This is a genomic window from Methylobacter psychrophilus (genome assembly GCF_025583945.1).
Classification (GTDB): Bacteria; Pseudomonadota; Gammaproteobacteria; order Methylococcales; family Methylomonadaceae; genus Methylobacter_C; species Methylobacter_C psychrophilus.
On record NZ_JAOEGU010000001.1, the window covers coordinates 269,126 to 293,190 of the forward strand.

Annotated in this window: 25 protein-coding genes; 10 read left to right on the forward strand and 15 right to left on the reverse strand. The window is 43.1% G+C overall.

From position 1 onward, the window contains the following. Positions 1 to 117 precede the first annotated feature (117 nt). The gene (locus N7974_RS01005) at positions 118 to 591 is read left to right on the forward strand and encodes a Crp/Fnr family transcriptional regulator (protein ID WP_262963849.1); all 474 of its coding nucleotides are present in this window, start codon (positions 118 to 120) and stop codon (positions 589 to 591) included. A 232-nt stretch (positions 592 to 823) separates the two neighbouring features. Here the strand turns inward: N7974_RS01005 and N7974_RS01010 are convergent, their stop codons facing one another. The 5 genes from N7974_RS01010 to N7974_RS01030 all read right to left on the reverse strand — a co-directional run bounded on the left by N7974_RS01010 (position 824) and on the right by N7974_RS01030 (position 5,548). After that, positions 824 to 2,224: a diguanylate cyclase domain-containing protein gene (locus N7974_RS01010; RefSeq protein WP_262963850.1), complete on the reverse strand. Its 1,401-nt coding sequence runs from the start codon at positions 2,222 to 2,224 to the stop codon at positions 824 to 826. A 466-nt stretch (positions 2,225 to 2,690) separates the two neighbouring features. Further along, a complete protein-coding gene (locus N7974_RS01015; RefSeq protein ID WP_262963851.1) occupies positions 2,691 to 3,017 on the reverse strand; it encodes a HesB/IscA family protein in 327 nt (108 codons plus the stop codon). 10 nt (positions 3,018 to 3,027) lie between these two features. Next, positions 3,028 to 4,137 carry a cysteine desulfurase family protein gene (locus tag N7974_RS01020; RefSeq protein WP_262963852.1) on the reverse strand — a complete coding sequence of 370 codons (1,110 nt, stop codon included), beginning with the start codon at positions 4,135 to 4,137 and terminating at the stop codon, positions 3,028 to 3,030. Beyond that, positions 4,124 to 4,624: a Fe-S cluster assembly transcriptional regulator IscR gene (iscR, locus tag N7974_RS01025; RefSeq protein WP_243219514.1), complete on the reverse strand. Its 501-nt coding sequence runs from the start codon at positions 4,622 to 4,624 to the stop codon at positions 4,124 to 4,126. Before iscR ends, N7974_RS01020 begins: the two co-directional genes overlap by 14 nt. A gap of 198 nt (positions 4,625 to 4,822) precedes the next feature. Beyond that, a complete protein-coding gene (locus N7974_RS01030) occupies positions 4,823 to 5,548 on the reverse strand; it encodes an RNA methyltransferase (protein WP_262963853.1) in 726 nt (241 codons plus the stop codon). An 86-nt stretch (positions 5,549 to 5,634) separates the two neighbouring features. On the opposite strand from N7974_RS01030, the gene suhB reads away from it, so the two are divergent. Beyond that, positions 5,635 to 6,429, forward strand: coding sequence for an inositol-1-monophosphatase (suhB, locus tag N7974_RS01035; protein WP_262963854.1), 795 nt, complete (start codon positions 5,635 to 5,637; stop codon positions 6,427 to 6,429). 120 nt (positions 6,430 to 6,549) lie between these two features. On the opposite strand, the gene rimI is transcribed toward suhB, so the two are convergent. From rimI to smpB, 8 genes are all read right to left on the reverse strand, one after another. Further along, a complete protein-coding gene (gene rimI, locus N7974_RS01040; protein ID WP_262963855.1) occupies positions 6,550 to 7,089 on the reverse strand; it encodes a ribosomal protein S18-alanine N-acetyltransferase in 540 nt (179 codons plus the stop codon). 3 nt (positions 7,090 to 7,092) lie between these two features. Next, positions 7,093 to 7,791, reverse strand: a complete 699-nt coding sequence (locus N7974_RS01045; RefSeq protein WP_262963856.1) for a uracil-DNA glycosylase — start codon at positions 7,789 to 7,791, stop codon at positions 7,093 to 7,095. 86 nt (positions 7,792 to 7,877) lie between these two features. Continuing rightward, positions 7,878 to 9,422 carry a 2-isopropylmalate synthase gene (locus N7974_RS01050; RefSeq protein ID WP_262963857.1) on the reverse strand — a complete coding sequence of 515 codons (1,545 nt, stop codon included), beginning with the start codon at positions 9,420 to 9,422 and terminating at the stop codon, positions 7,878 to 7,880. A gap of 287 nt (positions 9,423 to 9,709) precedes the next feature. Then, positions 9,710 to 10,450: a CDP-diacylglycerol--serine O-phosphatidyltransferase gene (pssA, locus tag N7974_RS01055; protein WP_243219494.1), complete on the reverse strand. Its 741-nt coding sequence runs from the start codon at positions 10,448 to 10,450 to the stop codon at positions 9,710 to 9,712. Between the two features lie 96 nt (positions 10,451 to 10,546). Further along, positions 10,547 to 11,050 carry a hypothetical protein gene (locus N7974_RS01060; RefSeq protein ID WP_262963858.1) on the reverse strand — a complete coding sequence of 168 codons (504 nt, stop codon included), beginning with the start codon at positions 11,048 to 11,050 and terminating at the stop codon, positions 10,547 to 10,549. Positions 11,051 to 11,057: 7 nt separating this feature from the next. Next, a complete protein-coding gene (locus N7974_RS01065) occupies positions 11,058 to 11,429 on the reverse strand; it encodes a HopJ type III effector protein (protein WP_262963859.1) in 372 nt (123 codons plus the stop codon). A gap of 76 nt (positions 11,430 to 11,505) precedes the next feature. Beyond that, on the reverse strand, positions 11,506 to 12,072 hold the full coding sequence (locus N7974_RS01070; RefSeq protein ID WP_262963860.1) for an isochorismatase family protein: 567 nt from the start codon (positions 12,070 to 12,072) through the stop codon (positions 11,506 to 11,508). A gap of 95 nt (positions 12,073 to 12,167) precedes the next feature. Next, entirely contained in the window at positions 12,168 to 12,653 is a 486-nt protein-coding gene (smpB, locus tag N7974_RS01075) for an SsrA-binding protein SmpB (protein WP_262963861.1), read from the reverse strand. 97 nt (positions 12,654 to 12,750) lie between these two features. Here smpB and N7974_RS01080 point away from each other — a divergent pair, with 97 nt between their 5' ends. Genes N7974_RS01080 through N7974_RS01090 form a run of 3 tightly spaced genes read left to right on the forward strand, consistent with a single transcriptional unit; the run spans position 12,751 to position 14,821 of the window. Next, positions 12,751 to 14,112 (forward strand): sodium-dependent transporter, encoded by a 1,362-nt coding sequence (locus tag N7974_RS01080; protein ID WP_262963862.1) that lies wholly within the window; start codon positions 12,751 to 12,753, stop codon positions 14,110 to 14,112. Beyond that, positions 14,113 to 14,544, forward strand: coding sequence for a type II toxin-antitoxin system RatA family toxin (locus tag N7974_RS01085; protein ID WP_243219482.1), 432 nt, complete (start codon positions 14,113 to 14,115; stop codon positions 14,542 to 14,544). Continuing rightward, positions 14,537 to 14,821: an RnfH family protein gene (locus N7974_RS01090; RefSeq protein ID WP_394813006.1), complete on the forward strand. Its 285-nt coding sequence runs from the start codon at positions 14,537 to 14,539 to the stop codon at positions 14,819 to 14,821. Before N7974_RS01085 ends, N7974_RS01090 begins: the two co-directional genes overlap by 8 nt. Before the next feature lie 211 nt (positions 14,822 to 15,032). Here N7974_RS01090 and N7974_RS01095 read toward each other — a convergent pair whose 3' ends face one another. Further along, the gene (locus N7974_RS01095) at positions 15,033 to 15,545 is read right to left on the reverse strand and encodes an outer membrane protein assembly factor BamE (RefSeq protein WP_262963863.1); all 513 of its coding nucleotides are present in this window, start codon (positions 15,543 to 15,545) and stop codon (positions 15,033 to 15,035) included. 150 nt (positions 15,546 to 15,695) lie between these two features. Here N7974_RS01095 and fur point away from each other — a divergent pair, with 150 nt between their 5' ends. Genes fur through lolD form a run of 3 tightly spaced genes read left to right on the forward strand, consistent with a single transcriptional unit; the run spans position 15,696 to position 18,058 of the window. Then, a complete protein-coding gene (gene fur / locus N7974_RS01100) occupies positions 15,696 to 16,112 on the forward strand; it encodes a ferric iron uptake transcriptional regulator (RefSeq protein ID WP_243221725.1) in 417 nt (138 codons plus the stop codon). Positions 16,113 to 16,137: 25 nt separating this feature from the next. Beyond that, positions 16,138 to 17,385 (forward strand): lipoprotein-releasing ABC transporter permease subunit, encoded by a 1,248-nt coding sequence (locus N7974_RS01105; RefSeq protein ID WP_262963864.1) that lies wholly within the window; start codon positions 16,138 to 16,140, stop codon positions 17,383 to 17,385. After that, positions 17,378 to 18,058: a lipoprotein-releasing ABC transporter ATP-binding protein LolD gene (gene lolD, locus N7974_RS01110; RefSeq protein ID WP_262963865.1), complete on the forward strand. Its 681-nt coding sequence runs from the start codon at positions 17,378 to 17,380 to the stop codon at positions 18,056 to 18,058. The genes N7974_RS01105 and lolD overlap by 8 nt, the downstream gene beginning before the upstream one ends. Positions 18,059 to 18,356: 298 nt before the next feature. On the opposite strand, the gene N7974_RS01115 is transcribed toward lolD, so the two are convergent. Further along, a complete protein-coding gene (locus N7974_RS01115) occupies positions 18,357 to 18,917 on the reverse strand; it encodes a DUF2062 domain-containing protein (RefSeq protein WP_262963866.1) in 561 nt (186 codons plus the stop codon). A 75-nt stretch (positions 18,918 to 18,992) separates the two neighbouring features. Between N7974_RS01115 and N7974_RS01120 the strand changes: the two genes are divergently transcribed. Together N7974_RS01120 and N7974_RS01125 are read left to right on the forward strand one after the other, a co-directional pair. Continuing rightward, positions 18,993 to 21,257 (forward strand): DNA internalization-related competence protein ComEC/Rec2, encoded by a 2,265-nt coding sequence (locus N7974_RS01120; RefSeq protein ID WP_262963867.1) that lies wholly within the window; start codon positions 18,993 to 18,995, stop codon positions 21,255 to 21,257. 322 nt (positions 21,258 to 21,579) lie between these two features. Then, positions 21,580 to 23,793 carry a bifunctional diguanylate cyclase/phosphodiesterase gene (locus tag N7974_RS01125; RefSeq protein ID WP_262963868.1) on the forward strand — a complete coding sequence of 738 codons (2,214 nt, stop codon included), beginning with the start codon at positions 21,580 to 21,582 and terminating at the stop codon, positions 23,791 to 23,793. Positions 23,794 to 24,065 lie beyond the last annotated feature (272 nt).

Genomic DNA, 24,065 nt, shown 5'->3' on the forward strand with positions numbered 1-24,065 from the left:
AATCATAATATCGGCGGCCCGAGAATAGCTTTCATCAGTCAAAATACTTTCGTTACCAGAAAATGTACGTTAGAATTTGCTGTTATCGACACCAAAACTGGATTTGTGGGGTAAGCCATGAATAATCAATCAATTTCCGAGTACCTGTCTACCCACGAGTTTTTCTCGGGGTTCAGCGATGATGTTCTGAAATTTTTATGTGAGTGTTCCAGCAGCTGTGAACTTAAAAAAGGGCAGGTCCTGTTTAGACCTGGCGAAAACGCCGACAAGTTTTATGTGATTCGCCATGGAGGTATCTCCATGCAAATACCGGCGATAATAGGCCCTGCTCTTGAGATACAAGCTCTGGGTAAGAATGAGGTTTTGGGATGGTCTTGGTTGATATCTCCCTATAAGTGGAATTTTCAAACCAAGGCTGAAGAGGACTCCGAATTACTCCAGTTTGATGGGGCAGCCATATTGGCAAGGTGCGAGCAGGAACCAAAATTTGGCTATCAGTTGTTAAAGAGATTTACCGTATTAATGTCGGTGGGCCTTAATGCGGCTCGTCAGAAAATGATGGAGGAATGGAATCCGGCCGGGTTTGCCTAAGAGACTGTCCGAGAATAGAAAATCGACTGCGGAAAAGCTATTTTGGTCATGTTTTCCGCTTATTTTCGTTTAATAGAGCAACTACTTGCCTCAAATGACCAAAAAATCTGACTCAAAATAGCTCTCCCCCGCTATGGCTCCTATTCTCGGACAGCCCCCTGGGAGTCTGTTTTGGTATAGAAAGCCTGCTGCTAATTTACAGGTAAGTAAGCTCCAAAATAAAACCAGATCCTTATGTGCTTTTTTTCATCATGTTTTTACTTTGTTCTTTTGCTTGGTACATTCTTGTATCGGCTTTTATAAGTAATTCGCTCATTTCTGTGCCATCGTCCGGATAAACGGCAATTCCCAAGCTGATGCCAACCTTTAATTCAATACTTTGGATAAAAACCGGCTGTGCAAACTGGGCTTGAATTTTCTGCGCAATTTTTTGCGCATTTTCGTAAGATGTGTTTTCCAGCAGGATTACAAATTCATCGCCGCTGATTCTGCTCAAGGTATCCTCATTTCTGATGCAATTCTTTAGTAACGTGCCCAAAGTCTTAAGTAGCTGATCACCAACTTCGTGACCATAGGTATCATTGACTTTCTTGAACTCATTCAGGTCGAGAAACATGGTCGAAAATGTTAAGTTGCGACGTTGTGCTCGGGAACAGGCTTGGCTAAATCGATCAGTTAGTAATGACCTATTGGGGAGTCCTGTCAAGGCATCATGTGTTGCCATGTAAAGCAAATGCTTGGCTGCTAGGGTCCTTTGTTCTTCCTTGCGTAGATAGATGTTTAGAAAAAGTAGCATGAGCATCAGGAACAGAAGCAAAGTACTGCCTGTTGATATTACCAGTGGCAAGTCGAGATCAGACCAGCCCAGTTTTTTTTCAACACTGATGGCGAACGGCTGGCCTTTGCTGTACAGTTTTCTTTCGGAGGTGAGTTTGGGGAATAAGCTGGCTCCTAATTCATTCGGTGGCAAAGATGCTGAAATATGTAATAACAAGCCTTCAGGATCATCACTTGAATAGTTCGAGTGGTAAAGACGAAAATCCAGATTTTCTACCAAAACAGCGATCTTCTTTTGGATTGCTTCTGCGCTGACTATTAATAGCGCCAGCGCTTGTTTTCGCTTGGAATTATCCCCTCTGGGAGGATCGGGAACAGGGTGATAGAGAATATAGCCGCGAGGCCCCTCGACTAGGTTAAACGGGATGGTAGCAACTGGGGAATGTAGTTTTTGTGCTTGATTTAATGCCTCGCGCATAAACTTAGCTGAATCCATGTCTGCACCAATTAGTTGCCTGGTATCAGGTGACATTGGTTCAATAAAAATAATCGGATTATATACAGGCTTTTTTTTAACAGATTCCCAAATGCGGGGATCAGCCATATAACTAAACGCTTTCACTTTGAACTGGGGAAACCAGGATTTTTTTTGTCTGGCGATAAATTCGGCTAAATCAATTTGTTTTACGGTAAGCGCAACCTCGAGTCCATAAACATGCGGGTAGCGGGCAAGAATTAGTCGTGCGTAACGGGATGTGCTTTCTCTATCGGCATATTCAATGGCGCTAAGAAATGCACTAAAACCCTCCAAAATTGACTCATTGTCACGGGCGATGAGTTCGATACTATCGTGCAATTGTACGATTCTTTGATTGAAAGCGACTTCAGCTTCATCTAATACAAATTTGGATGCTATATTTATAGTGACGGCTGTTACTAAAGTCCATCCCAGAAAGACGAGGCCATAAATCCAGAAGGATTTTATCTTGAATATATTTAGCAAGTCGTTTTTTCTTTTTTTGTGGCCACTGTTTCGTATCCCTGAAAAGACTAAGTAATCGTCTGGCTTTTCTGGTCGATTAGCACTGGTGTGTTAATTTCAAATTAATTGAGATGATACAGGAAGCAGAAAGGATAAGTGCAGTTTTTTCACGTTCTTGAGTTATCCAATGAACGTTTTATGAAAGCAGTGAGAGGTCTGGATGGAGTATATGGAATTCAGGTCTTTTTACACTGAAGCCCCTATGTATTTTGTGATGGTCCATAGCGGCTTACTTGTTACGATCAAAATTCCCGTAAAGGGTCAGCGTTGCAGAGAGTTTTTACCCTACCGAAAAGCTCTCGCCACAGCCGCAGGTACCTTTAACATTGGGGTTGTTAAATTTAAAAGCTTCATTAATACCTTCTCTGCGATAATCCAGTTCTATGCCATCCACAAATTCCAGATCGCTTTGCGGTACGATAACTTTAACACCAAAACCTTCAAATACGGTGTCATTTTCATTCAGCGTATCGGCATAATCCAGTACATAGGCATAGCCCGAGCAACCGGATTTTTTTACACCTAATTTTAAACCGATTCCCTGGCCACGTTTTTCCAGCTGTTTTTTTATTTGACGAGCTGCACTTTCAGTTAATGAGACAGACATAACACCCTCTTTATGCTTGGTAAGCCAAGGCTTTTAATTGATTAATAAATTCAAGTACTTCAATTTCAGTATTAGCCATACCTAAACTGATGCGTATGGCGCCTTTTGCAAGCCCGGCTTCTACACCCATCGCGATAAGTATCGGGCTGGGTATTCTACCGCCACTGGCACATGCCGAGCCACTGGAAACAGCAATCGCTTTTTGATCCAGTTTCATTAACAACATTTCACCATCAATTCCAGGGATGCCAAACTGGATGGTATTCGGTAATCGGTTTGCCTGCCGGGCAAAAATAGTTAAGCCAGGAATAGTGGCTAAATGCGCTTCCAGCAGTGTTCGTAAAGCCAGTAGTTGTTTGCTGCGATTGGTTAATTCGGTTTTTGCAAGTTCTGCGGCTTTGCCAAAGCCGACGATAGCGGCAACATTTTCAGTACCGGCTCTTAGTCCCTGTTCCTGTCCGCCACCACGAAAGACCGGGTTTATCTCCAGGCCTTTTTCAAACAGTAGGGCACCACAGCCTTTAGGACCATAGATTTTATGGCTCGATAGCGACATCAAGTGAACCCCCAGTCGGTTAAATGAGACCGGTATTTTACCTAATGCCTGCACGGCATCGGTATGAACAATAATGTTGTTTGCTCTTAACTTTTGGACACAGGGCGCCAAGTTCTGGATGACTCCGGTTTCATTATTGGCCATCATGATCGAAACCAGATCCGGTTTTTTGTTAATCAGATCCTCAATGGCCGTTTCCGTGACAAGTCCGTTGCCATCGACATTGATGATGTTTAACGTCGAGCCAAGCTGCTTTAAACGCAGGGCAGGTTCAGTAATAGAGGGGTGTTCAATCGCGGAAATAGCGAGTCTGCCTTGGGCGGGTAATATGGCTAATGCCAGATTATTTGACTCAGTACCACCGCTGGTGAAAATGACTTGCGATAAGGGGGCGTCGACCAGCGCCGCAACCTGCTCACGGGCAGTATCAATGGCGCTACGCACGATTCTACCGTGACGATATAAACTGGAAGGATTGCCGTAGAACGAAGTCAGGAAGGGTAGCATGGCTTCCAGCACCCGATCGTCGATGGGTGTTGTTGCATTGTGATCAAAGTAGATCATTCAGATTAGTGATTGATTTTGTCTGGCGATGTATTTCAATAACCTGAAGAGCATCCTGTTCTTGTCTTTTGACAATTTCCTGAACACGATGCTTTTCCAGGAGATGAGCCAGAGTGATACCTTTTAAATAATCCCTGATTTGTTCGCTCAAGCCCATCCAAAGATCGTGAGTTAAACACGCCTTTTCATTTTGGCAGTTGGATTCACCACCACATTTGGTAGCATCAATCGGTTCATCGACAGCAGCAATAATGTCTGCAATATTAATGTCACAAGCCTTACCGGCCAGTGTATAACCGCCACCTGGTCCACGAATGCCTTTTACCATATTGGCACGACGTAAGCGTGCAAATAATTGTTCCAGATAAGACAGGGAAATAGTTTGGCGAGCCGCAATATCGGTTAAGGTAACGGGTTTTGTCTGGCTGTGAAAAGCCAGGTCGAGCATCGCCGTTACTGCATAACGGCCTTTTGTAGTTAATCGCACTAGATAATCCCTCAAAAAAATAAGTATATTAGTATTACTATACTTAACCTACCAAAATAGTCAACTATTATGCTAAGGGATTGGAAAGTAATGATCATCTAATAATTTTGTGAATTAAGTCTCTGTTGCTGTTGACCGGAGATTTTCGACATCGTTAAAAGATGACTTTGTAACATAATTAATTAGCGGAAAAATTAGTTACTTTCTTTGATGATCTTGGGACATTCGTAAAATACCCCGGAGTATATCCAGTTCTTTAATATCCAGTTGTACGCGATTATAAATTCGTCGCAAACGTCGCATAATGGATTTTGATTTATCAGGGTGCATGAAGCCAATATCAGTTAACGCTTCGTATAAATGTGTGTAAAAAGATTCCATTTGTATGGCTGTCGCTTTCGGCGTTTTACCTTTATCGCCAATAGTGATGGCTTCTTGCATACCGGCTGCAACAAATAACTCATAACAAACGACTTGTACCGCAGCGGCAATATTTAGAGAACTATATTCACTATTACAGGGGATTCGCAGTAAAAAATGACATAAATCCAGCTCATGATTTTTTAAACCTGAATTTTCCCTGCCAAAAACAATAGCGACTTTATTGCCGGATTCATTAATCGCGACTGTCTCTGCACATTCCCGAGGCGTCATTTCCGGCCAACTAATGGTTCTGCATCTGGCGCTGGCACCGATGACCATCTCGCAGTCAGCAATGGCCTCTTGCAAGCTGTCATATACGGTAGCTTTCGCTAAAATATCATCGGCACCTGATGCTCTGGATGTGGCTTCAGCATTAGGAAAAAATTTAGGCGAAACCAGGCAAAGATCAGTTATGTTCATGTTTTTCATGGCGCGGGCAACCGCTCCGATATTGCCGGGATGCGATGTTTCGACCAGAACAATTTTTATATGTGACAGCAATGGTATCGTCCTTTGTTAAAAATAAGCCAAGTTTACCAAAAGATTTGCTATCATTGGGGTTTTATCTGCTCATTGTAAATTCGCTTATGCAACCCATGTTAAATATTGCCGTCCGTGCTGCCAGAAGCGCGGGTGACTTAGTCCTTCGCTCAGCTGATAATGTTAGCCGTCTGCACGTCGATCAAAAAGGTAAAAATGATTATGTCAGCGAGGTTGATCGTACCGTTGAGCGAGAAATAATTGGCATTATCAGAGCTGCCTATCCTGACCACGCTATCTTGGCTGAAGAAAGTGGTGAGCATCAAGGTAATGATTTTGTTTGGGTAATAGATCCGCTGGATGGTACTACTAATTTTTTGCATGGATTTCCTCAGTACGCTGTTTCCATTGCTTTAAAACATAAAGGCAAGATTGAGGTGGCCGTCGTTTATGATCCCCTGCGTGATGAATTATTCACCGCCAAGCGCGGTGGCGGAGCCATGTTAAACAGCCGTCGCCTTAGAGTGACCAATCAAAATAGTTTAAATGGCGCACTAATTGGTACTGGTTTTCCTTTTAAAACCGATAAACACCTTGACGCTTATCTGGGTATGTTTAAAGCGTTAGCGCCGGAATGTGCCGGGATTCGCCGCGCCGGTTCAGCGGCACTTGATTTGGCTTATGTTGCCGCCGGTCGGTTGGATGGTTTTTGGGAAATCGGTTTAATGGAATGGGATATGGCAGCAGGCATCTTGTTGGTTAAAGAAGCTGGCGGTGTTATCACGGATTTTTCTTTTAATGACAATTACCTGGAATCAGGCAATGTGATTGTCGGCAGTCCAAAGATGCATCAGCTCATGTATCAGCTTATTGAGCCACATGTCACTGATAACTTGAAATAAGCTTGCTTTAGGGGGCGGCCAGTAAGCTCAACTTAAGGTTATATCACCACGAAGAAATCTAAGTTAAAAACTTCGTGTCTTCGTGGTGAATAGTAAATGTTGGAAAGTCTTTGATTATTATTAAAACAACTGCAACGCCAGCATGATCGCATCTTCGCGGCCATTTTCGGCAGGATAATAGCCTTTTCTAATGCCTATTTCGTTAAAACCCATATCTTCATAAAGTGCGATAGCCCAAGTATTCGTGGGTCTGACTTCAAGGAAAACCGTTTCTGCGCGGCTTCGTGCGACTTCAATCAAGTGCTCCAGCATTTTACGGCCCAAGCCTTGTTTCTGCTCGGCAGGGTCTACAGAAATATTAAGTATATGCGCTTCACCAACTGCCATTGAAAGCAGACAGTAGCCTAATACTTTATTGTCCAACTCACAGACCCAGCAGCTATAACCGGCTTTAAAACAGTCGGTAAAAATGTCTTCCTCCCAAGGAAATGGATAGTTTTTTCTTTCAATTTCGAGCACACGGGGTAAATCCCCATGTGTCATTATTCGCATGCGTAGCAAATCTTTTTTGGTCACGGATTCGGGAAATACTTTGGCATAGAATTCCTTATCGGCATCATAAATCACCAAGTTTTTTATTTTGTCCATTAATCCCCGCATAAATCAACCTTCGTTATTTTTAAATGTTTGTATTGCGTGTGTTAAATCCAGCCAGGCTTTGCGCTTTTCCGGCAAAAACCGTAGCAAATAGGCAGGATGATAAACGACAACAACCGGTGTGTTATTGAAGTTGTGTACTTTGCCTCTTAATTCGGCTAAAGGTTCATTTGTTTTTAACAAGGTTTGTGCGGCAACACGTCCCAGTGCCACAATGATTTTTGGCTTAACAAGTTGCTGTTGACGGTACAGATAACTGCTGCAACTTTCAATTTCGTTAACATGGGGGTCACGGTTATTGGGGGGACTGCATTTTATTACATTGGTAATAAAGACTTCCTCGCGAGTCAGTCCGATAGCCCGTAACATTTCTGTTAATAATAAGCCTGCGTTACCGACAAAAGGTAAGCCTTGTTCATCTTCATGTTGTCCGGGAGCCTCACCCACCAGCATCCAGTCAGCCTGTTTGTTTCCTGAGCCAAATACAGTTTGTGATCGTGTGGTACACAAAGCACATTTTGTGCAGTTAGCGACTTCGGCTTGCAAGTCATCCCAGTTATCGGTTGCCGATGTTATTGTTTCTGGCTCAATATCATCAATAGCCGCTTCAAATTCCGGCGGTTGTCCGTTCGGCATTGATGCTCTGGATAGCCAGACATCAATGCCCATAGCCTCCAAATATTGCAAGCGAAGTGCGTTATCCAAGATTAAACTCCTGGCTGCCTGATAGTCGGGCTAACAGAAATATCCATTAGCTTAACGGTTATGAATGTAACTGTTTGCACCTTAAATCAGACATCCCCTTTCTGTGGGTGTCTACGTTGGTCAGGGCTGTTCAGTTTGTTTACTGCATTGATATAGGCTTTTGCCGAGGCAATCACTATGTCGGTGTCAGCCCCCAAACCATTAACGATACGACCATCTTTTTCAAGGCGCACAGTGACTTCGCCTTGGGCATCTGTGCCATTGGTGATGTTGTTAACCGAATAAAGCTCCAGGGTAGCCTTGGACTTAACCAGCTTTTCAATGGCTTTCAAGCTCGCATCAACAGCGCCGCCGCCATCAGAACTACCGACAACTTCTTTATTATCTACCCGTAAGGTGACTTTTGCGTTGGGAATTTCTCCGGTTTCGGAGCAGACTTTTAACGAGATAAGCTTGACATATTCATCTTCTGATTCAAAACCGGCCTCTGAAATCAGTGCCTGCAAATCTTCATCGAAAATTTCGTGTTTTTTATCCGCCAATTGTTTAAAGCGTGAAAAGGCATCATTTAACTCTTCTTCCGAGGTAAACTCAAAACCTAATTCAGTGATCCGGCTTTTAAAGGCATTTCTACCGGAATGCTTGCCCAATACCATGCGGTTGGCGCTCCAGCCTACGTCTTCAGCACGCATGATTTCGTAAGTTTCACGGCTTTTTAATACGCCATCCTGATGAATACCTGCCTCGTGAGCAAACGCATTGGCGCCGACGATAGCTTTATTGGGTTGCACGGGAAAGCCGGTGATGGAAGAAACTAATTTTGAACAGGTCAAAATTTCACGGGTATCGATACCGGTTTGGCAGCTAAAAACATCATGACGGGTACGAACAGCCATCACCACTTCTTCCAAAGAAGCATTGCCTGCACGTTCTCCCAAGCCATTGATGGTACATTCAACCTGACGGGCACCATTCATTACTGCCGACAAGGAGTTGGCCACTGCCAAGCCTAAGTCATTATGGCAATGCACAGAAAAAATGGCTTTATCCGAATTAGGGATGCGGTTCATCAAATTGGCAATGGTTGCCCCAAATTGCTGGGGTACGCTATAACCTACCGTATCGGGTATATTCAGTGTGGTAGCGCCGGCATTAATAACGGCTTCCAGTATCCGGCACAAAAAGTCTTCATCAGAGCGCCCGGCATCTTCAGGTGAAAATTCGACATCATCGGTATATTGCCGTGCACGTTTAACGGCTTTAACCGCATAGTCAATCACTTGCTCGGGCGACATTTGCAATTTCATTTGCATATGTATTGGCGATGTGGCGATAAAGGTATGGATTCGTGAGCGATTAGCACCTTTAAGTGCAGCGCCGGCACGATCTATATCCTTATCCAGGGCTCTGGCCAAGCCACAGACGATGGTGTCTTTTATAACATTGGCAACAGCCTGAACGGATTCAAAATCACCAGGGCTGGCAGCAGGAAATCCGGCTTCGATAACATCAACTTTTAGCCGTTCCAGTGCTTTGGCAATCCTGACTTTTTCATCGCGGGTCATTGATGCACCAGGGCTTTGCTCGCCATCGCGCAGGGTAGTATCAAATATAATTAACTTGTCTTTCATAAAAACTCCATTCTCGGTTTGTGCTCCTGCATTGTTCTTCTTTCTGCATCCTTGCAGTCGATGAAAAGATATCAACGATTGGGTTGATATAAATAAGGGGGATTTAACTAAAATAAATGAAAAAGATTGTATGCCCTCAGGGCAGGAATCTTAAAAAGCAGGGCAGCCACGCGTACAAGCTTGCTTTGGCAGCTATTATGCCGACAAGCTTGTTTTCAAAATGCGGGGTGTATTGAATAATCATGGCGTTGACTATACGCGAATGATAATTTGCCCTCAAGCAGATTTTAAGATTTGCGCCCCTGCCATTTACGTTTACGCATCACCAGAGTAACAACCGGTCCTGAAATTGCATAAGCCAGAAACAAAAGGAACAGCATGGTTTGTGGTTGCGCCATTACAAAAGCGATACCCAGCATAACGGTAATAGCGACAAAAAACGGCACTTTACCTTTTAAATCAATTTCTTTAAAGCTGGAATACCTGAAATTACTTACCATTAACAAGCCGGTGCTGATGGTTAAAACGATGCCGATATACCGGACTATTTCAACAGGGTAATTGTGCTCCAGAGAAATCCAGATAAATCCGGCAAGAATAGCGGCGGCTGCAGGACTGGGCAAGCCTTGAAAATAACGTTTATCAGCGGAAGTTAATTGTGTATTAAAACGGGCAAGTCTTAAAGCGCCACCAGCCATGTGTACAAAAGCGGCAAAAAGACCTAATTTCCCCAAAGTGGAAAATGACCACAAATACATGACCAGGGCAGGCGCAGCACCAAAGGAGACCATATCCGACAAGCTATCGTATTGCGCGCCGAATTCACTTTGTGTATTTGTTAATCGTGCCACACGGCCATCCAGTCCATCCAGAATCATCGCTACAAAAATTGAAATGGCCGCTGTTTCAAAATGCCCACCCATTGCTGAAGTAATGGCATAAAAACCCGCAAACAAGGCTCCGGTAGTAAATAAATTGGGTAATAAATAAATGCCACGACGGCGAATAGAGCGTTTTTCTGGAGTCATATCTCAATTAATCCTTAGTTGTTATAGACAATAAGAGCGTGGGTTTAAATTATACAATGAGGGTGTAGCTGTACCTATTGTTTCACGTTTTGTTCTTCAGGTATTTCGGTCGGAGTTAAGCTTCTCACCTTGTAGCGTAGCGTTGCCAAAATAATCCAGACTTTCAATCAGTGTAAAATTTTTGGGTTTAACCATAGCCAAGCGTGTAAAGATAGTTTTTATGGTCATTTGCTTGATATTTTCAGGAGTGCCATATTTAATGGCGAACATTTTGTTTTTCCTGCCTTGCGGATAAATAGCCATAAGTTGGTTTATCCTGGCATTAATTTGCTCTTGCGCTTCGGTTAATAATTCGTTCGTGTCTTTATGTTGTCCTGAAAGCCTGGTTTGACTGCTTGGTACCGGTTTTTTTTCAAGCGCCTGTACTGATTGCGATTGCTTACGAATAGCGGCCAACTTTTTGCTACTCGTTAACGGCACCAGCAAAGTGCTTGCAGGCATGGTTATGCTCTTGTGTGTAGCCGGATTTGCGCCGGATTTTTGCGGATTATTTACTACCTGTTTTGATGATTCCGTTATCTTTATTGTGGTGTCAGTCATGGTTGTTTTAAGGATTAGATACTGCGGGAATTAAAGTTAATGCATCATCTTTAAAGCAAATACCCTCCCAACCATAATTCATAAAATTTCTGATGTTTTGGTGATCCGTGCCTTGTGGATTGTTTAAAACATCCAGTCGATAATAATCGCCAAACAGGTTTAACGTTTTTTGTGGATTCAGTTGGTGGATTTTGGCAAAAGCGAAAATTTTACACGAACCCTCGTTAGTTCCTGCTTTGCTAATCAATATATGTTCATTAAGACCATTACTAAATTCAGCGGCTTGATAATGATAGTTTTCGGTAATGATAGCGATGGTTTCATCAAAATTTACGGGGTCAAGCCGGTTTATTTTTTCAAGGAATGAATTAAGTGACATGGATGAGGATTTAAGAAAAAGGATAAAAAGTTTAGGTGGCAGTTTTTTTGACAGTGTATCTAAACCGGATTAATTTTTATTGTAGTAAGCCTGAAATACTTCTGAAATCAGGATGGCTGGCATCTCTCAGCCATTCAAACAAGACTGACTCATGATTGATAATGGTAATGCCTTGTTGTTGCATGCGTTGCAAAGCATAGATTTTATGCACGCTTTTACGGGAACAAATGGCATCTTCGACGACATAAACCTGATAGCCGTTATGAAGCAACTCCAGTGCGGTTTGTAATACACAGACATGCGCTTCAAGTCCGGTCAGAATAATTTGTTTACGTTCACTGCTTTCCAGAACATTGCAAAAATTCTCAGCCAAGCAGCAAGAAAAACCGGTTTTTTTAAAAATCGGTGTCGCTTCCGGCAGTTTTTGGATGATGGTTGTATCAGTAGTACCTAAACCCTTGGGGTATTGCTCGGTTACCAATACCGGAATATTTAGTATTACTGCCGCTTCAACCAGACTGCCTGCATTCGCGGTTATCAGTTTTGCTTCAGTTGCTGGCATAACCGCTGATAATTTAGTTTGTAAATCAACGATGATTAACAAGCTGTTTGCGGTGGACAATAGAGCCGGTGATTTATTCATTGCTGGATGATCCTGTTTATAAGGAAGTTCACAAAAAAAGGCTATAAAATACCTGGGATTTATACCCTTCGCAGAAAATACCCTATTACATGGTCTTAACCCTTTTTCAGAATGCGGCCTTTTTCTCGTTGCCAGTCGCGATCCTTTGAGGTTGCGCGTTTATCGTGCAATTGTTTGCCTTTTGCCAGGCCGATTTCCAGCTTGGCTCGTCCGTCTTTCCAGTACATGGATAAGGGAATCAGTGTGTAACCTTTGCGTTCTACCGAGCCAATCAGTTTATTAAGCTCATGACGATTTAATAATAATTTTTTAGATCTTATAGCATCCGGTTTAATATGCGTGGAAGCCGACAGCAGCGCAGAAATATGTGCGCCGGATAACCATGCTTCACCGCGTCTTAACACGACATAACTTTCTTTGAGCTGCACACGGCCATCGCGCAGGCTTTTAACTTCCCAGCCTTCTAAAACAATCCCCGCTTCAAATCGCTCTTCAATAAAATATTCATGCCTGGCTTGGCGATTAACGGCAATTGTTGCGTTTTGCTGGGTTTTAGTTTTTTTAGGATTTTTTTCGGCCATAGTGTGCAGATTATGATTTTAAAACTGACGTAAAGGAATAATTTTGCTATTTTACTCGATATTACTAATAAGGTGAGTTTTTAATGGGCAATAAAAAATGACGGATACAAAAAAATCAGTACATGGTGCATGGTCATCACGTATTGCCTTTATTCTGGCAGCAACCGGTTCGGCAGTGGGCTTGGGTAATATATGGAAGTTTCCTTATATTACTGGAGAAAATGGCGGTGGCGCATTTGTTATGGTTTATATCTTTTGTGTGTTGCTAATTGGCATTCCCATTATGATTGCGGAAACCATGTTGGGACGACGCAGTCAGCGAAATCCTATTGAGACAATGGACTTGTTAACTGAAGAAGCCGGTGCAGATAAAAACTGGCATTATTTAGGTTGGATGGGGGTTATCGCAGGCTTGATAATCTTGTCGTATTACAGTGTCATTGCCGGTTGGGCTTCGGCTTACGTAGTAAAGGCTTTTACCGGTAGTTTTTTTGATGCCGATGGCGTTGCCATAAAAAGAATTTTTGAAGATTTTGTTGCCAGTCCGGTGCAGTTGATTTTCTGGCATTCGTTATTTATGCTGACAACCATGCTGATCGTGGTGCGCGGCGTTAATAAAGGTCTGGAAAAGGCTGTACAGTATTTAATGCCGGCCTTGTTTGTCTTGCTGCTGTTATTGGTGGCTTATGCAATGACTACAAAAAGCTATAATCAAGGGTTACATTTTTTGTTCGTGCCGGATTTTAGCAAGCTGACCAGCGACTCGGTATTGACGGCGATGGGTCATGCCTTTTTTACCCTCAGTTTAGGTATGGGGGCAATTATGGTTTACGGCTCTTATTTACCTAAAGGTATATCGATTGCCAAAACCGCAATTTTGATTGCGGGTGCTGATACGGTGGTGGCTTTATTGGCAAGTATTGCTATTTTTCCTATTGTTTTCGCCAATAATCTAGATGCTGATTCCGGTCCGGGACTGATTTTTCAAACCTTGCCGGTTGCTTTTGGTGCGATGACTGGCGGCTGGTTGATGGGGATATTATTTTTTGTGATGCTGACTACGGCAGCGTTGACTTCATCCATTTCCTTGATTGAACCTGCCGTTGCCTGGCTGGTTGAAAGTAAAGGTTTTAGTCGGCAAAAAGCCTGTGTTTGGTCCGGGTTAACAACTTGGTTACTTGGATTGGGTACGGCATTTTCTTTCAATAGTTGGTCTGATGTTAAGTTTTTTGATAGAAGTATTTTTCAATTGCTGGATTACTTAACGGCTAATTTAATGCTCCCTATCGGTGGTTTTTGTATTGCGATTTTTGCCGGTTGGATTATGAAGCGGCAACACAGCGAAGAAGAGCTGGATATGCCTAATGTAGAAAGTTATCAGCTATGGAAAATCTTAATTAGCTATGTGGCACCAGCCGCTGTATTTTTTGTCTTTCTGCATGTCATTGGAGTACTTTAAATGACGGTTATTCAAAAAAGTGCACTGGTTAAGTTTTCTGCACAGCAAATGTTTGATCTGGTTAATAATATTGAAGACTATCCGAAATTTTTGCCTTGGTGTAGTGGCAGTCGAATTATCAAGCGCGAAGACAATATCGTTGAAGCAGAATTATTGATTTCCAAGGGTGGTTTTAAAAAGTCTTTTTCAACAAGAAATACCGTTGATGGGGGAGGGGTAATAACGGTATCTTTACTGGATGGGCCCTTTTCTTATCTGGAAGGTGTCTGGACTTTTATGCCCTTACGTGAAGATGCCAGCAAGATTTCTCTCGATCTGGAATTTGAAATGTCGGGAATGTTGGCCAGTCTGGCCTTTGGTGTAGTCTTTAACCAGATATGTAATACCATGGTCAGTTCTTTTACCGCTCGGGCCAAGCAAGTCTATGGATGAAATATTGATTGCTATAGAAGTGGCTTACGCGACTCCTGAACAACAAGTAATTGTTGCCTTGGATATGCCCGAGGGTACTACCGTCGAACAGGCGATTCAGGCATCCGGCTTGTTGAACCGTTTCCCGGAAATATCGGCAACTGATTTAAAAGTTGGTATTTTTGGCAGTGTTTGCAAGCTTGACCAGCCATTAACACAGGCCGACAGAGTAGAAATTTATCGACCTTTAATTCATGACCCCAAGGAAGCCAGGCGGCAGAGGGCAGTGAAGCGCTGAGCCATAGACTTTCAGAAATTAAACCTCTAATTCACGTCTCTGTAGGCTCATAAAGATACCATCCCTTCAAGGGATGGTATCTGTTGATATCTAAATTATTTATCTGAAAATCTACATTTGTCGATAAGCAATGCTGCAGGATGGGTACGCTGCGCTTTGTTCATCCTACACTGGAGATTGGTTAAGCCAATCCCTCGTATTGCCCAAGCTGTTAAAGCGGTAATTTAACAGTTGCTGATCCGGGTGATGATTTTGCCTCCGGTTTAGGAGCATCCTCAACGTCATCATAGCCAAACAGTCCCGTGATTTTTTCCCATAATGTTCTATCAAGGTCGCGTTTGGGCACGTCGATGGTTATTTCTCCCGATGACTTAATGGCAGGTGCCGCTCCCGGCTTGAAATCTCCCTGAATGCCGACTATTTGATCATTTTCAAAAAATAACGAGATTTGTTTTTGTACTCTGTCTTCACCATCAGGCTCGATTGAATAAACATAATCCCAGCGATTCTTGTGGAAAACATTATCCAGCATAGGTGAGCCCATGATGTAAAGTACCTGGCGTTTATTCATTGCAGGTTGGAGTTGGTTAACCATGGCCTGATCAATAATATTGCCTTGTTGAATTTCCAGGTTATAGACGCCTGGTAAATTGTTCAGGATGGTAGAGCAAGAGACGAGTGTCAGGCTTGTCAATAAGCTTAAATAATAAAGCGACTTTCTCATTAGAGGCGGTGGAAGTGTCAAAATGTAAAATCATACAGGATGTTAAATCATTATCCTATAAAACTGTCATGCTTATGCGATCTAAAAAGGCTACAATGTGCGCTATTTTGTATTTAGTTGCCGGCAGATTGGCTTAAGCGGAGATTAATGATGGAAATGCATGATTTAAGGAACGCGGGCCTGAAGGTTACTTTACCTCGGGTTAAGATTCTGCAAATATTAGAAAAACAGGTTAACGAGCGTCATTTAACGGCTGAAAAAGTTTATAAAATTCTGCTGAGTGAAGATGAAGAAATTGGCCTGGCAACTGTTTATAGGGTTTTAACCCAATTTGAAGCCGCAGGTTTGGTGACCAGGCATCACTTTGAGGGTGGTAATTCGGTCTTTGAATTGGATACCGGTTCTCACCATGATCATATCCTTTGTATGAAATGCGGCAAAGTGGATGAGTTTACGGATGAAGTTATCGAAACTCGGCAAAAAGAAATTGCTTTAAAACTGGGTTATGAATTAACAGATCATGGCCTTTATTTATATGGATTTTGCCCTCAGTGCAAGGCCTCCTGATTTTTTTCTCTAACTTATAGATTTCATGTTTAAACCTCTTGTTTTTTATATAGGCTTGCGTTACACGCGGGCCAAACGTCGTACCCAGTTTATTTCTTTCATTACCTTAACTTCTGTTCTTGGTATTGCGCTGGGCGTTACTGCGCTAATTACCGTTTTGTCAGTGATGAATGGTTTTGAAGCTGAATTACGCGAGCGAATTCTGGGCATGACTTCACATGCTACGGTCACCGGTAAATACGGGCAGTTGGATAACTGGCATGAACTGGATCAGAAATTAAAAGGTTACCCCCATGTAGAGGGCGCGGCACCCTTTATTAGTGGGCAGGTTATGATTAACGCCGATCGGCGTGTCAGTGGAACCATGCTTAACGGGATACTGCCGGATTATGAATCCCGGGTTTCCGAGGTTGCCGATAAAATGAAGTCAGGCAAGCTTTCCGATCTGGTTGCCGGTCAATACGGTATTGTTCTGGGTGTTGAACTTGCCAAGTATTTAGGGGTTATGACGGGGGATAAAATCACCGTGATCAGTCCACAAATTAATTCCACACCGGCAGGTATTGTACCGAGAATGCGACGCTTTACTGTAGTGGGTGTTTTTCAGGTTGGTATGTATGAGTATGATCGTAACATGGCATTGATTAATATTGAGGATGCGTCCAAGTTATTTCGTTTGGAAGGTTCAGTTTCAGGCCTGCGTATTAAGCTGGATGATTTGTTTAATGCGCCGCAAATTACACGCTCAATGGCAACCGCTCTTTATGATGAATATCAGGTCAGTGATTGGACGTTGGCGCATAACAATTTCTTTAAAGCGATTCAGACAGAAAAACGGGTAATGTTTATTATCCTGTTGTTGATAGTCGCGGTAGCGGCTTTTAATATTGTTTCTACGCTGGTGATGGTGGTGACCGATAAACGGGGTGATATCGCTATTCTAAAAACCCAGGGGCTGACTTCAGGCTCAGTTATGGGGATTTTTATGGTGTTGGGCTCCATTATCGGGGTGGTTGGTACAGCACTGGGAACATTAGGTGGCGTATTGCTGGCGTTAAATGTTGAAACCATCGTACCGGCCATTGAAAAATTATTTCAGGTTCAGTTTATGGCCGCTGATGTTTATTACATTAGTGAATTGCCTTCCAAGTTGGTTTGGTCGGATGTTTATGCGATTGCCGGCATGGCCTTTTTCCTGTCCTTATTGGCGACGATTTATCCTGCCTGGCAGGCATCCCGAATAAATCCAGCGGAAGTTCTTAGATATGAATAAAACCAGTATTTTGCATTGCCACCAATTGACTAAACGCTATGATCAGGGTGGGTTGGATGTTGAGGTCTTGAGAGGCGTTGATTTAAACATTGGTGTTGGTGAGCGCGTTGCCATTATGGGCGCTTCAGGTTCCGGTAAAAGTACCTTACTGCATCTTTTGGGTGGTTTGGAAAAAGCCAGTGGTGGCGAGGTCGTTTTGGACGGGGTTAACATCAATCAAGTTAGCGCCGGAAAGCTGGCCAAATTAAGGAATAAATCCTTGGGGTTTATTTATCAATCGCACCATTTATTAGGCGAGTTTACGGTTCTGGAAAATGTGGCAATGCCCTTGTTGATTGGCGGAGAGTCCGTTAAACAAGCGCGTATTCGTGCCAGTGAATTATTGCAGCGCGTAGGTTTAGGTCATCGCGTTGAGCATAAGCCGGGTGAGTTATCCGGTGGCGAAAGGCAGCGTGCAGCGGTGGCAAGGGCCTTAATTAACAAGCCAAGTTTGATATTGGCTGATGAACCTACCGGAAATCTCGACAGTAAAACTGCCGATCAGGTTTATCAGTTAATGCTGGAGTTAAATCAGGAGCTGAAGGTCAGCTTTTTGGTCGTGACTCATGATCATGATCTGGCGTCACGTATGGGCAAGGTTTTGCACATGGAAGATGGTTTGATTGTGGGTTAATTTTATTCACCACGAAGACACGAAGGACACGAAGAAAAAATTTGGTCTTTTTTTTGTTACCTAAGTTGGTACAGTTTAAGACTAAATCGTTCGCTTCGACTCCGCTCAGCGAACGGTCTTTTTTGATGATTTATCATTAAGTTAATTTTATTAACGGTTAAGTCTTTTTGCTTGTCCCGTCTAAAGTGGGTAGCTGAAATCAATTAAGCCAGGCAGGCCTTTAAAATTTTTTTCTTCGCATCCTTCGTGTCTTCGTGGTGAGAATCTTTTAAGGTTTTTTTGTGGATTTACTTTTTAGTTACGATCTATCGTAATTAACGGCTTTGAAGGGATTCTTTTTTGAAGAAGGATGCTTGCGTGTTTGTTTTCTGGTGGCCCATTTTTTGGCGACATGATAATGCCAGAAATAGTTAATGCCAAAATAGCCGGTTGTAGCGCACACTACACCGATAAGCAGGCAACCGGTCAGAAACGGAAACAAAATATCACCCGATAATACGGCATCCAGTGAAAAAGAGGCGGCAGGGAGATTTAGCACCGAAAGTCCAACCAGATAAGCAAAATAAAACAGTGGTGGCATGGTGACAGGGTTGGTTATCCAAACCAGCGCGATGGCAATCGGTAAATTTCCCCTTAAATAAAATGCCCCTACTGCCGCAATTGCCATTTGACCCGGGGTTGGAATCCAGGCGCAAAAAAGACCTACGGCAAAAGCCATAGCGACAGAGCGTCTATTTAAATGCCAGAGATTGGGATCGTGCAGTTTATCGCCCAGAAACTGCAGATTTTTGTGCTGTTTAATTACGTTATGGTCAGGGACAAACTTATTTAATAGTTTTTGTAACAGTTTTTTGGCCATCGTTTTTTAAAGTTAAAGTTGTTTATAAAACAGTTTATCAGATTTTTGTCAGCCTAAAAAATGCCAAGGAGCTAAATGATTGTTTCTGCCCTGTCATTTCTAGTCGGACTTTTAGTCGTTCAGCAGTTTTCGGCATTGCCGGGAATTCAGTGGCTAATTGTCGTCACTGCCTCTGTCTGCATTATGGCATGGTTGCGGTATTGGCGGTGGCTGTTTTTTGTTATTGGTTTATTGTGGGCAATAGTATTTGCGATGAGTCGGTTAGCCGACCGATTGCCTCAATCTCTTGAGGGCATTGATATTCCGGTCAACGGTTTTATTGTTGATTTACCTGAGCAGGATGAAAGAAGCACGCGCTTTGATTTTGTCGTGACCCATTCAGCGCAAAAGTTACCCTCCAAAATAAGATTAAGTTGGTATTTTCCTGATCGAGCCATTAAAGCCGGTGAGTATTGGTCTTTTACTGTTAAATTAAAGCGGCCTCATGGTAGTTTAAATCCGGGTGGATTTGATTATGAGCGCTGGTTATTTACCCAAGGTGTTGGTGCTGTCGGCTATGTGCGCCCTACCAGTCAAATACCGGTTTTACTGAGGCAGAAGTCAGCCTGGACCAGTATTTCTGTTTGGCGGCAAAACATTATTGACCGTCTGTCACTTACTTTACCTGATAGTCCAAGTCTTGCCTTAATTAAGGCCTTAACCATTGGCGATGGCAGCGGCATTACGCAAAATCAATGGGATGTTTTTCGCAAAACCGGCACGACGCATCTGGTTGTTATTTCCGGTTCGCATGTCGGACTGATTGCCGGTTTGGTTTATTTTTTGATACTTAACCTGTGGGTCAGAACAGGGTGTCTGGCGTGGTCACCGCAAAGAGTTGCTGCTATCACCGCGATGTTTATGGCCGTCTTTTACGCAGGTTTGGCGGGATTTTCGGTGCCAACACAACGCTCGGTAATCATGCTTGCCATTGTTATGCTGGCCATTTTTCTTCAGCGTAATACCCGGCCCTTTAATACCCTGGCTGTTGCCTTGTTTGCCGTATTGATATTTGATCCTTTGGCAGTTTTATCCGTTGGCTTCTGGCTATCCTTTCTTGCTGTCAGCTTGATTGTTTATACCGTTGCCGGGCGCTTGGGCAATCCGGGTTATCTTCTTGAGATGATAAAAATAAATTGGGCAACTTCGGTGGGATTATCGCCACTGTTATTGTTCTTTTTTCAGCAAGTTTCACTTTGTTCGCCATTAGCCAATTTTATTGCCGTACCCGTAATCAGTTTGTTGGTAGTACCCTTGTCATTACTGGGCGTCATCATTATGTTTGCTTCGCAGTTATTGGCGAGTAATCTGTTTATGGTTGTTGATATTATCTTGCAAGGCTTATGGTGGCTGTTAGTTCATTTGGCAGAGTTGCCGTTAGCAATCATAAATCACGCCCAGCCCCCATTCTGGGCTTTTGTGCTTGCCATCCCCGGAGTTTTATTATTGCTTGCACCTCGGGGTATTCCAGCGCGGTGGCTAAGTCTGGTTATGTTTTTACCGTTGGTTTTTACGGCATCAAAAAAACCTGAAGCAGGTGCTATTAACATGACTGTGCTGGATGTCGGACAAGCCTTGTCGGTCGTTGTACAAACGACCAATCATTGGTTGGTTTATGATGCCGGTTCCAAATTTTCAGAGGAAAGCGATAGTGGCAAGAATACGTTATTGCCTTTTTTAAGGCAGCAAGGTGTAAGAAAAATTGACAAGCTTATCATTAGTCACGGTGATAACGACCATATTGGTGGAGCGGTATCTTTATTGACTGGCCTGCCGATAACACAGGTGTTAACCAGTGCTCCCGAACAGTTAAGTAATTATTCTCCCGTTGTCTGTGTAGCAGGGCAATCCTGGGAATGGGATCATGTCAGGTTCACTTTACTATCACCACAGCATCCGTTTGTTTCGGAAAATGATAACTCCTGTGTACTAAAAATCGAGTCTGAACAGGGTGCTGTGTTGCTGACTAGTGATATAGAGGCTTCAGCGGAATCCTGGCTGGTTGAGACTTATGGCGGTAACCTGAAAGCCGAAATATTAATTGCTCCTCATCACGGCAGTAAAACGTCATCGACACTGTCGTTCCTTCAGGCTGTTCAACCAGGCTATGTGTTGATTTCGTCAGGCTATCGCAATCAGTTTGGTCATCCGCATCAGGATGTTTTAGCGCGTTATCAGCAAATAAAAGCAAAATGGTTTAACACCGCTGATAGTGGTGCGTTTACGATTAGCGTAACAGATGGTTCCTGGCTGGTGCAGTCACAGCGTGATACAGACAGTAAATATTGGAATTATAAATAAGAGGCAAAGATTTTCTTGCAGCATCGCCAGGAAAGTCTGCAAAAGCTTAAATGCTTTCACCACGAAGATACGAAGATACGAAGAAAACTGATCGCCAACTCACGGCCAAAACCGGTCTGTCACGACTGACCGCTTTATAGCAATAAATTCGCAGAATGAAGTTTGGCAGTGCACCATGAGCAAACGGTAAGTTTAATTCTGAATTCATCTTAGGATATTGGTCTATGAAATTGTGATAGCTCTCACAATGCCAACACATAGTGAGTTTGGAATACTTTTAGAGTAAAATCAAACCAAAGGTAACTCACATCTAAAACAGTTCATGCACAACCCCCAAATACACAAACTTAAACAGTTATTTGAACTTAGTCTGACGTTATCCGGTGATCCAATAGAAATATTCCGACATGCCGCCAAAATGATTGGTGAAATGCTGGAGGTCAAGGTTGTATGCTTGTCCGAAATACAAGGGGGGCAACTTAATTTCCTTGCCGTCTATATCGATGGCGAAATTTACAGTAATGCGGGAGTATGCTCACTAGCAATTACTCCTTGCGCAACCGTTGAGCAATCCAGAGACATCAGAGTCTATGACAGAGTAGCAGAACTCTTCCCTGAAGCGACTTTCCTTAAAGATCACAACGCCTTTGCTTACTGTGGATTTCCTTCTTTGGATAATCAAGGAAAAGTGGTGGCCGTTACTTGTTTGCTAGACGATAAACCGCATGATTTCACTTTAGAAGATCAATCGATTTTGCGCATCATAGGACAGCGCATTGGCATGGAGATTGAACGTAAGCATAACATTGAAGAAAATGAGCGCGCCAATGACATTCTTCGAATAAACGAGGATAGACTGCATCAAGCCACTTCCGCCTCCGGCATAGGTGTTTTCGATCAAACATATTGCAATAAATCAATTTATTCTTCACCTGAGTTGCGCAAACTCTGTGGGTGGGGGAGTAATGAAAGGGTGACCTTTAAAACATTTATTTCTAGTCTCTACCCAAAAGACCGTAAAAGGGTTATAGAAGCTATTCGGCATGCTCAGAATCCCTATGAAGGTGGTCTTATAGACATTGAACACCGGATTATCCATCGGGATGGCGAAGTTCGATGGCTGGTCACTCGAGCACAAACATTTTTTGAAACCAATGAGCTTATTAGCAACGCTATTCGCATCGTAGGCGCTGTAAGTGATATTACTGAGCGTAAACGCTCCGAGGAAGATATTCACTTTCTGGCCAATTTTGATCCACTTACTAGATTGCCAAACCGTATTCAACTCAACTATCATTTTAAATATGCTATTAGTTTAGCGAAACGCAATAAAGGACAATTGGCATTGATGTTCTTGGATCTTGACCACTTCAAAGATATCAACGACTCCCTCGGTCATAGCTTAGGAGATAGCGTCTTGATTGAGCTGGCTAAACGCCTTAGTCTGTTGCTGCGTGCAGAGGACACAGTAACACGGTTGGGCGGTGATGAGTTTATTTTGCTACTGCCTGGTGTTGATCAACTTGGTGCCGCCCACGTTGCTCAAAAATTACTGGATACCATCGCCACACCTTATCTAATTGACCATCAAAACCTGACGCTGACGGCATCGATTGGTATTGCGCTTTATCCAGAAGATGGCGAGGATTTGGAAACTCTATCCAAGAGTGCTGATACGGCGATGTATCGTGCCAAACGAGAAGGCCGCCAATACTATCGTTTCTTTACTCCAGAGATGCAGAAACAATCTGAACGCAATCTACAATTGGTTAATGCCTTGCGTCATGCACTGGAATATGAGCAATTATATTTACATTATCAGCCCCAAGTGGCTATACATAATAGCCAAATTATAGGGGCTGAGGCGTTATTGCGCTGGCAACACCCCACGCTTGGCATGGTGTTACCAGAAGAATTTATTCCCGTCGCAGAGGAGAGTAGATTGATCCTGCCGATTGGCGAATGGGTATTAAAGACCGCCATACGACAAGCAAAAGCCTGGATGAATGAGGGCTTTCCTCCGATGATTATGGCAGTGAACCTGTCTGCAGTACAGTTTCGTCACCCCGATCTGCCGGAGCTGATCACACGCCTACTTGATGAAGAGGGTTTGCCGCCTGAGTATTTAGAACTGGAGCTGACTGAAGGTGTTGCGATGCATAACCCCAAAAATGCCATCGCCATAATGGAAAAGCTACATGAGCGAGGTATCCGTATGTCGATCGATGATTTTGGTACCGGCTATTCCTCACTGAGTTATCTGAAAAAATTCAAGTCTTACAAACTTAAGATAGATCAGTCTTTTGTGCGCGATATCGTTACTGACCCTGATGATAAAGCTATTGTTAGTGCAATTATCAATCTAGCAAAAAGCCTTGGTTTGCAAACCATTGCCGAAGGCGTGGAAACGGTTGAACAGCTAATGCTTCTTCGTGAACAGGGTTGCAATGAGATGCAGGGCTATCTATTCAGTAAACCGTTACCTGTGGAACAATTCAGTGCATTATTAAAGGAAAATCTGAAATCATTAGACTAACGAACTGTTAATGTGGTCATTACTTTAGCTTTCACAGTCGGGTTTAGGGAAGCTTAAATTCATACTTGAATGACGGCAAGGGGTCGGTAGTGAGCCTGCAATCTTCAATTTATTTTTCCAGAAATAATCGTCCGCTTTAGAGGTGCGACCGTTTTTCAACGGTCGCAGATGTACTTATACTTAAATCTAAATTTCGGTTTGTTCAGATATTTCAAGAGCATCGTCGACCTCGATACCGAGGTATCTGACCGTGCTTTCAAGTTTAGTATGAC

Excerpts from the sequence above, each read along its gene's own strand:
- N7974_RS01005 (WP_262963849.1), top strand. The coding sequence starts at position 118 with ATGAATAATCAATCAATTTCCGAGTACCTGTCTACCCACGAGTTTTTC.
- N7974_RS01015 (WP_262963851.1), bottom strand. The coding sequence starts at position 3,017 with ATGTCTGTCTCATTAACTGAAAGTGCAGCTCGTCAAATAAAAAAACAG.
- N7974_RS01020 (WP_262963852.1), bottom strand. The coding sequence starts at position 4,137 with ATGATCTACTTTGATCACAATGCAACAACACCCATCGACGATCGGGTG.
- suhB (WP_262963854.1), top strand. The coding sequence starts at position 5,635 with ATGCAACCCATGTTAAATATTGCCGTCCGTGCTGCCAGAAGCGCGGGT.
- rimI (WP_262963855.1), bottom strand. The coding sequence starts at position 7,089 with ATGCGGGGATTAATGGACAAAATAAAAAACTTGGTGATTTATGATGCC.
- N7974_RS01050 (WP_262963857.1), bottom strand. The coding sequence starts at position 9,422 with ATGAAAGACAAGTTAATTATATTTGATACTACCCTGCGCGATGGCGAG.
- pssA (WP_243219494.1), bottom strand. The coding sequence starts at position 10,450 with ATGACTCCAGAAAAACGCTCTATTCGCCGTCGTGGCATTTATTTATTA.
- N7974_RS01060 (WP_262963858.1), bottom strand. The coding sequence starts at position 11,050 with ATGACTGACACCACAATAAAGATAACGGAATCATCAAAACAGGTAGTA.
- N7974_RS01065 (WP_262963859.1), bottom strand. The coding sequence starts at position 11,429 with ATGTCACTTAATTCATTCCTTGAAAAAATAAACCGGCTTGACCCCGTA.
- N7974_RS01070 (WP_262963860.1), bottom strand. The coding sequence starts at position 12,072 with ATGAATAAATCACCGGCTCTATTGTCCACCGCAAACAGCTTGTTAATC.
- smpB (WP_262963861.1), bottom strand. The coding sequence starts at position 12,653 with ATGGCCGAAAAAAATCCTAAAAAAACTAAAACCCAGCAAAACGCAACA.
- N7974_RS01080 (WP_262963862.1), top strand. The coding sequence starts at position 12,751 with ATGACGGATACAAAAAAATCAGTACATGGTGCATGGTCATCACGTATT.
- N7974_RS01085 (WP_243219482.1), top strand. The coding sequence starts at position 14,113 with ATGACGGTTATTCAAAAAAGTGCACTGGTTAAGTTTTCTGCACAGCAA.
- N7974_RS01090 (WP_394813006.1), top strand. The coding sequence starts at position 14,537 with ATGGATGAAATATTGATTGCTATAGAAGTGGCTTACGCGACTCCTGAA.
- N7974_RS01095 (WP_262963863.1), bottom strand. The coding sequence starts at position 15,545 with ATGAGAAAGTCGCTTTATTATTTAAGCTTATTGACAAGCCTGACACTC.
- fur (WP_243221725.1), top strand. The coding sequence starts at position 15,696 with ATGGAAATGCATGATTTAAGGAACGCGGGCCTGAAGGTTACTTTACCT.
- N7974_RS01105 (WP_262963864.1), top strand. The coding sequence starts at position 16,138 with ATGTTTAAACCTCTTGTTTTTTATATAGGCTTGCGTTACACGCGGGCC.
- lolD (WP_262963865.1), top strand. The coding sequence starts at position 17,378 with ATGAATAAAACCAGTATTTTGCATTGCCACCAATTGACTAAACGCTAT.
- N7974_RS01115 (WP_262963866.1), bottom strand. The coding sequence starts at position 18,917 with ATGGCCAAAAAACTGTTACAAAAACTATTAAATAAGTTTGTCCCTGAC.
- N7974_RS01120 (WP_262963867.1), top strand. The coding sequence starts at position 18,993 with ATGATTGTTTCTGCCCTGTCATTTCTAGTCGGACTTTTAGTCGTTCAG.
- N7974_RS01125 (WP_262963868.1), top strand. The coding sequence starts at position 21,580 with ATGCACAACCCCCAAATACACAAACTTAAACAGTTATTTGAACTTAGT.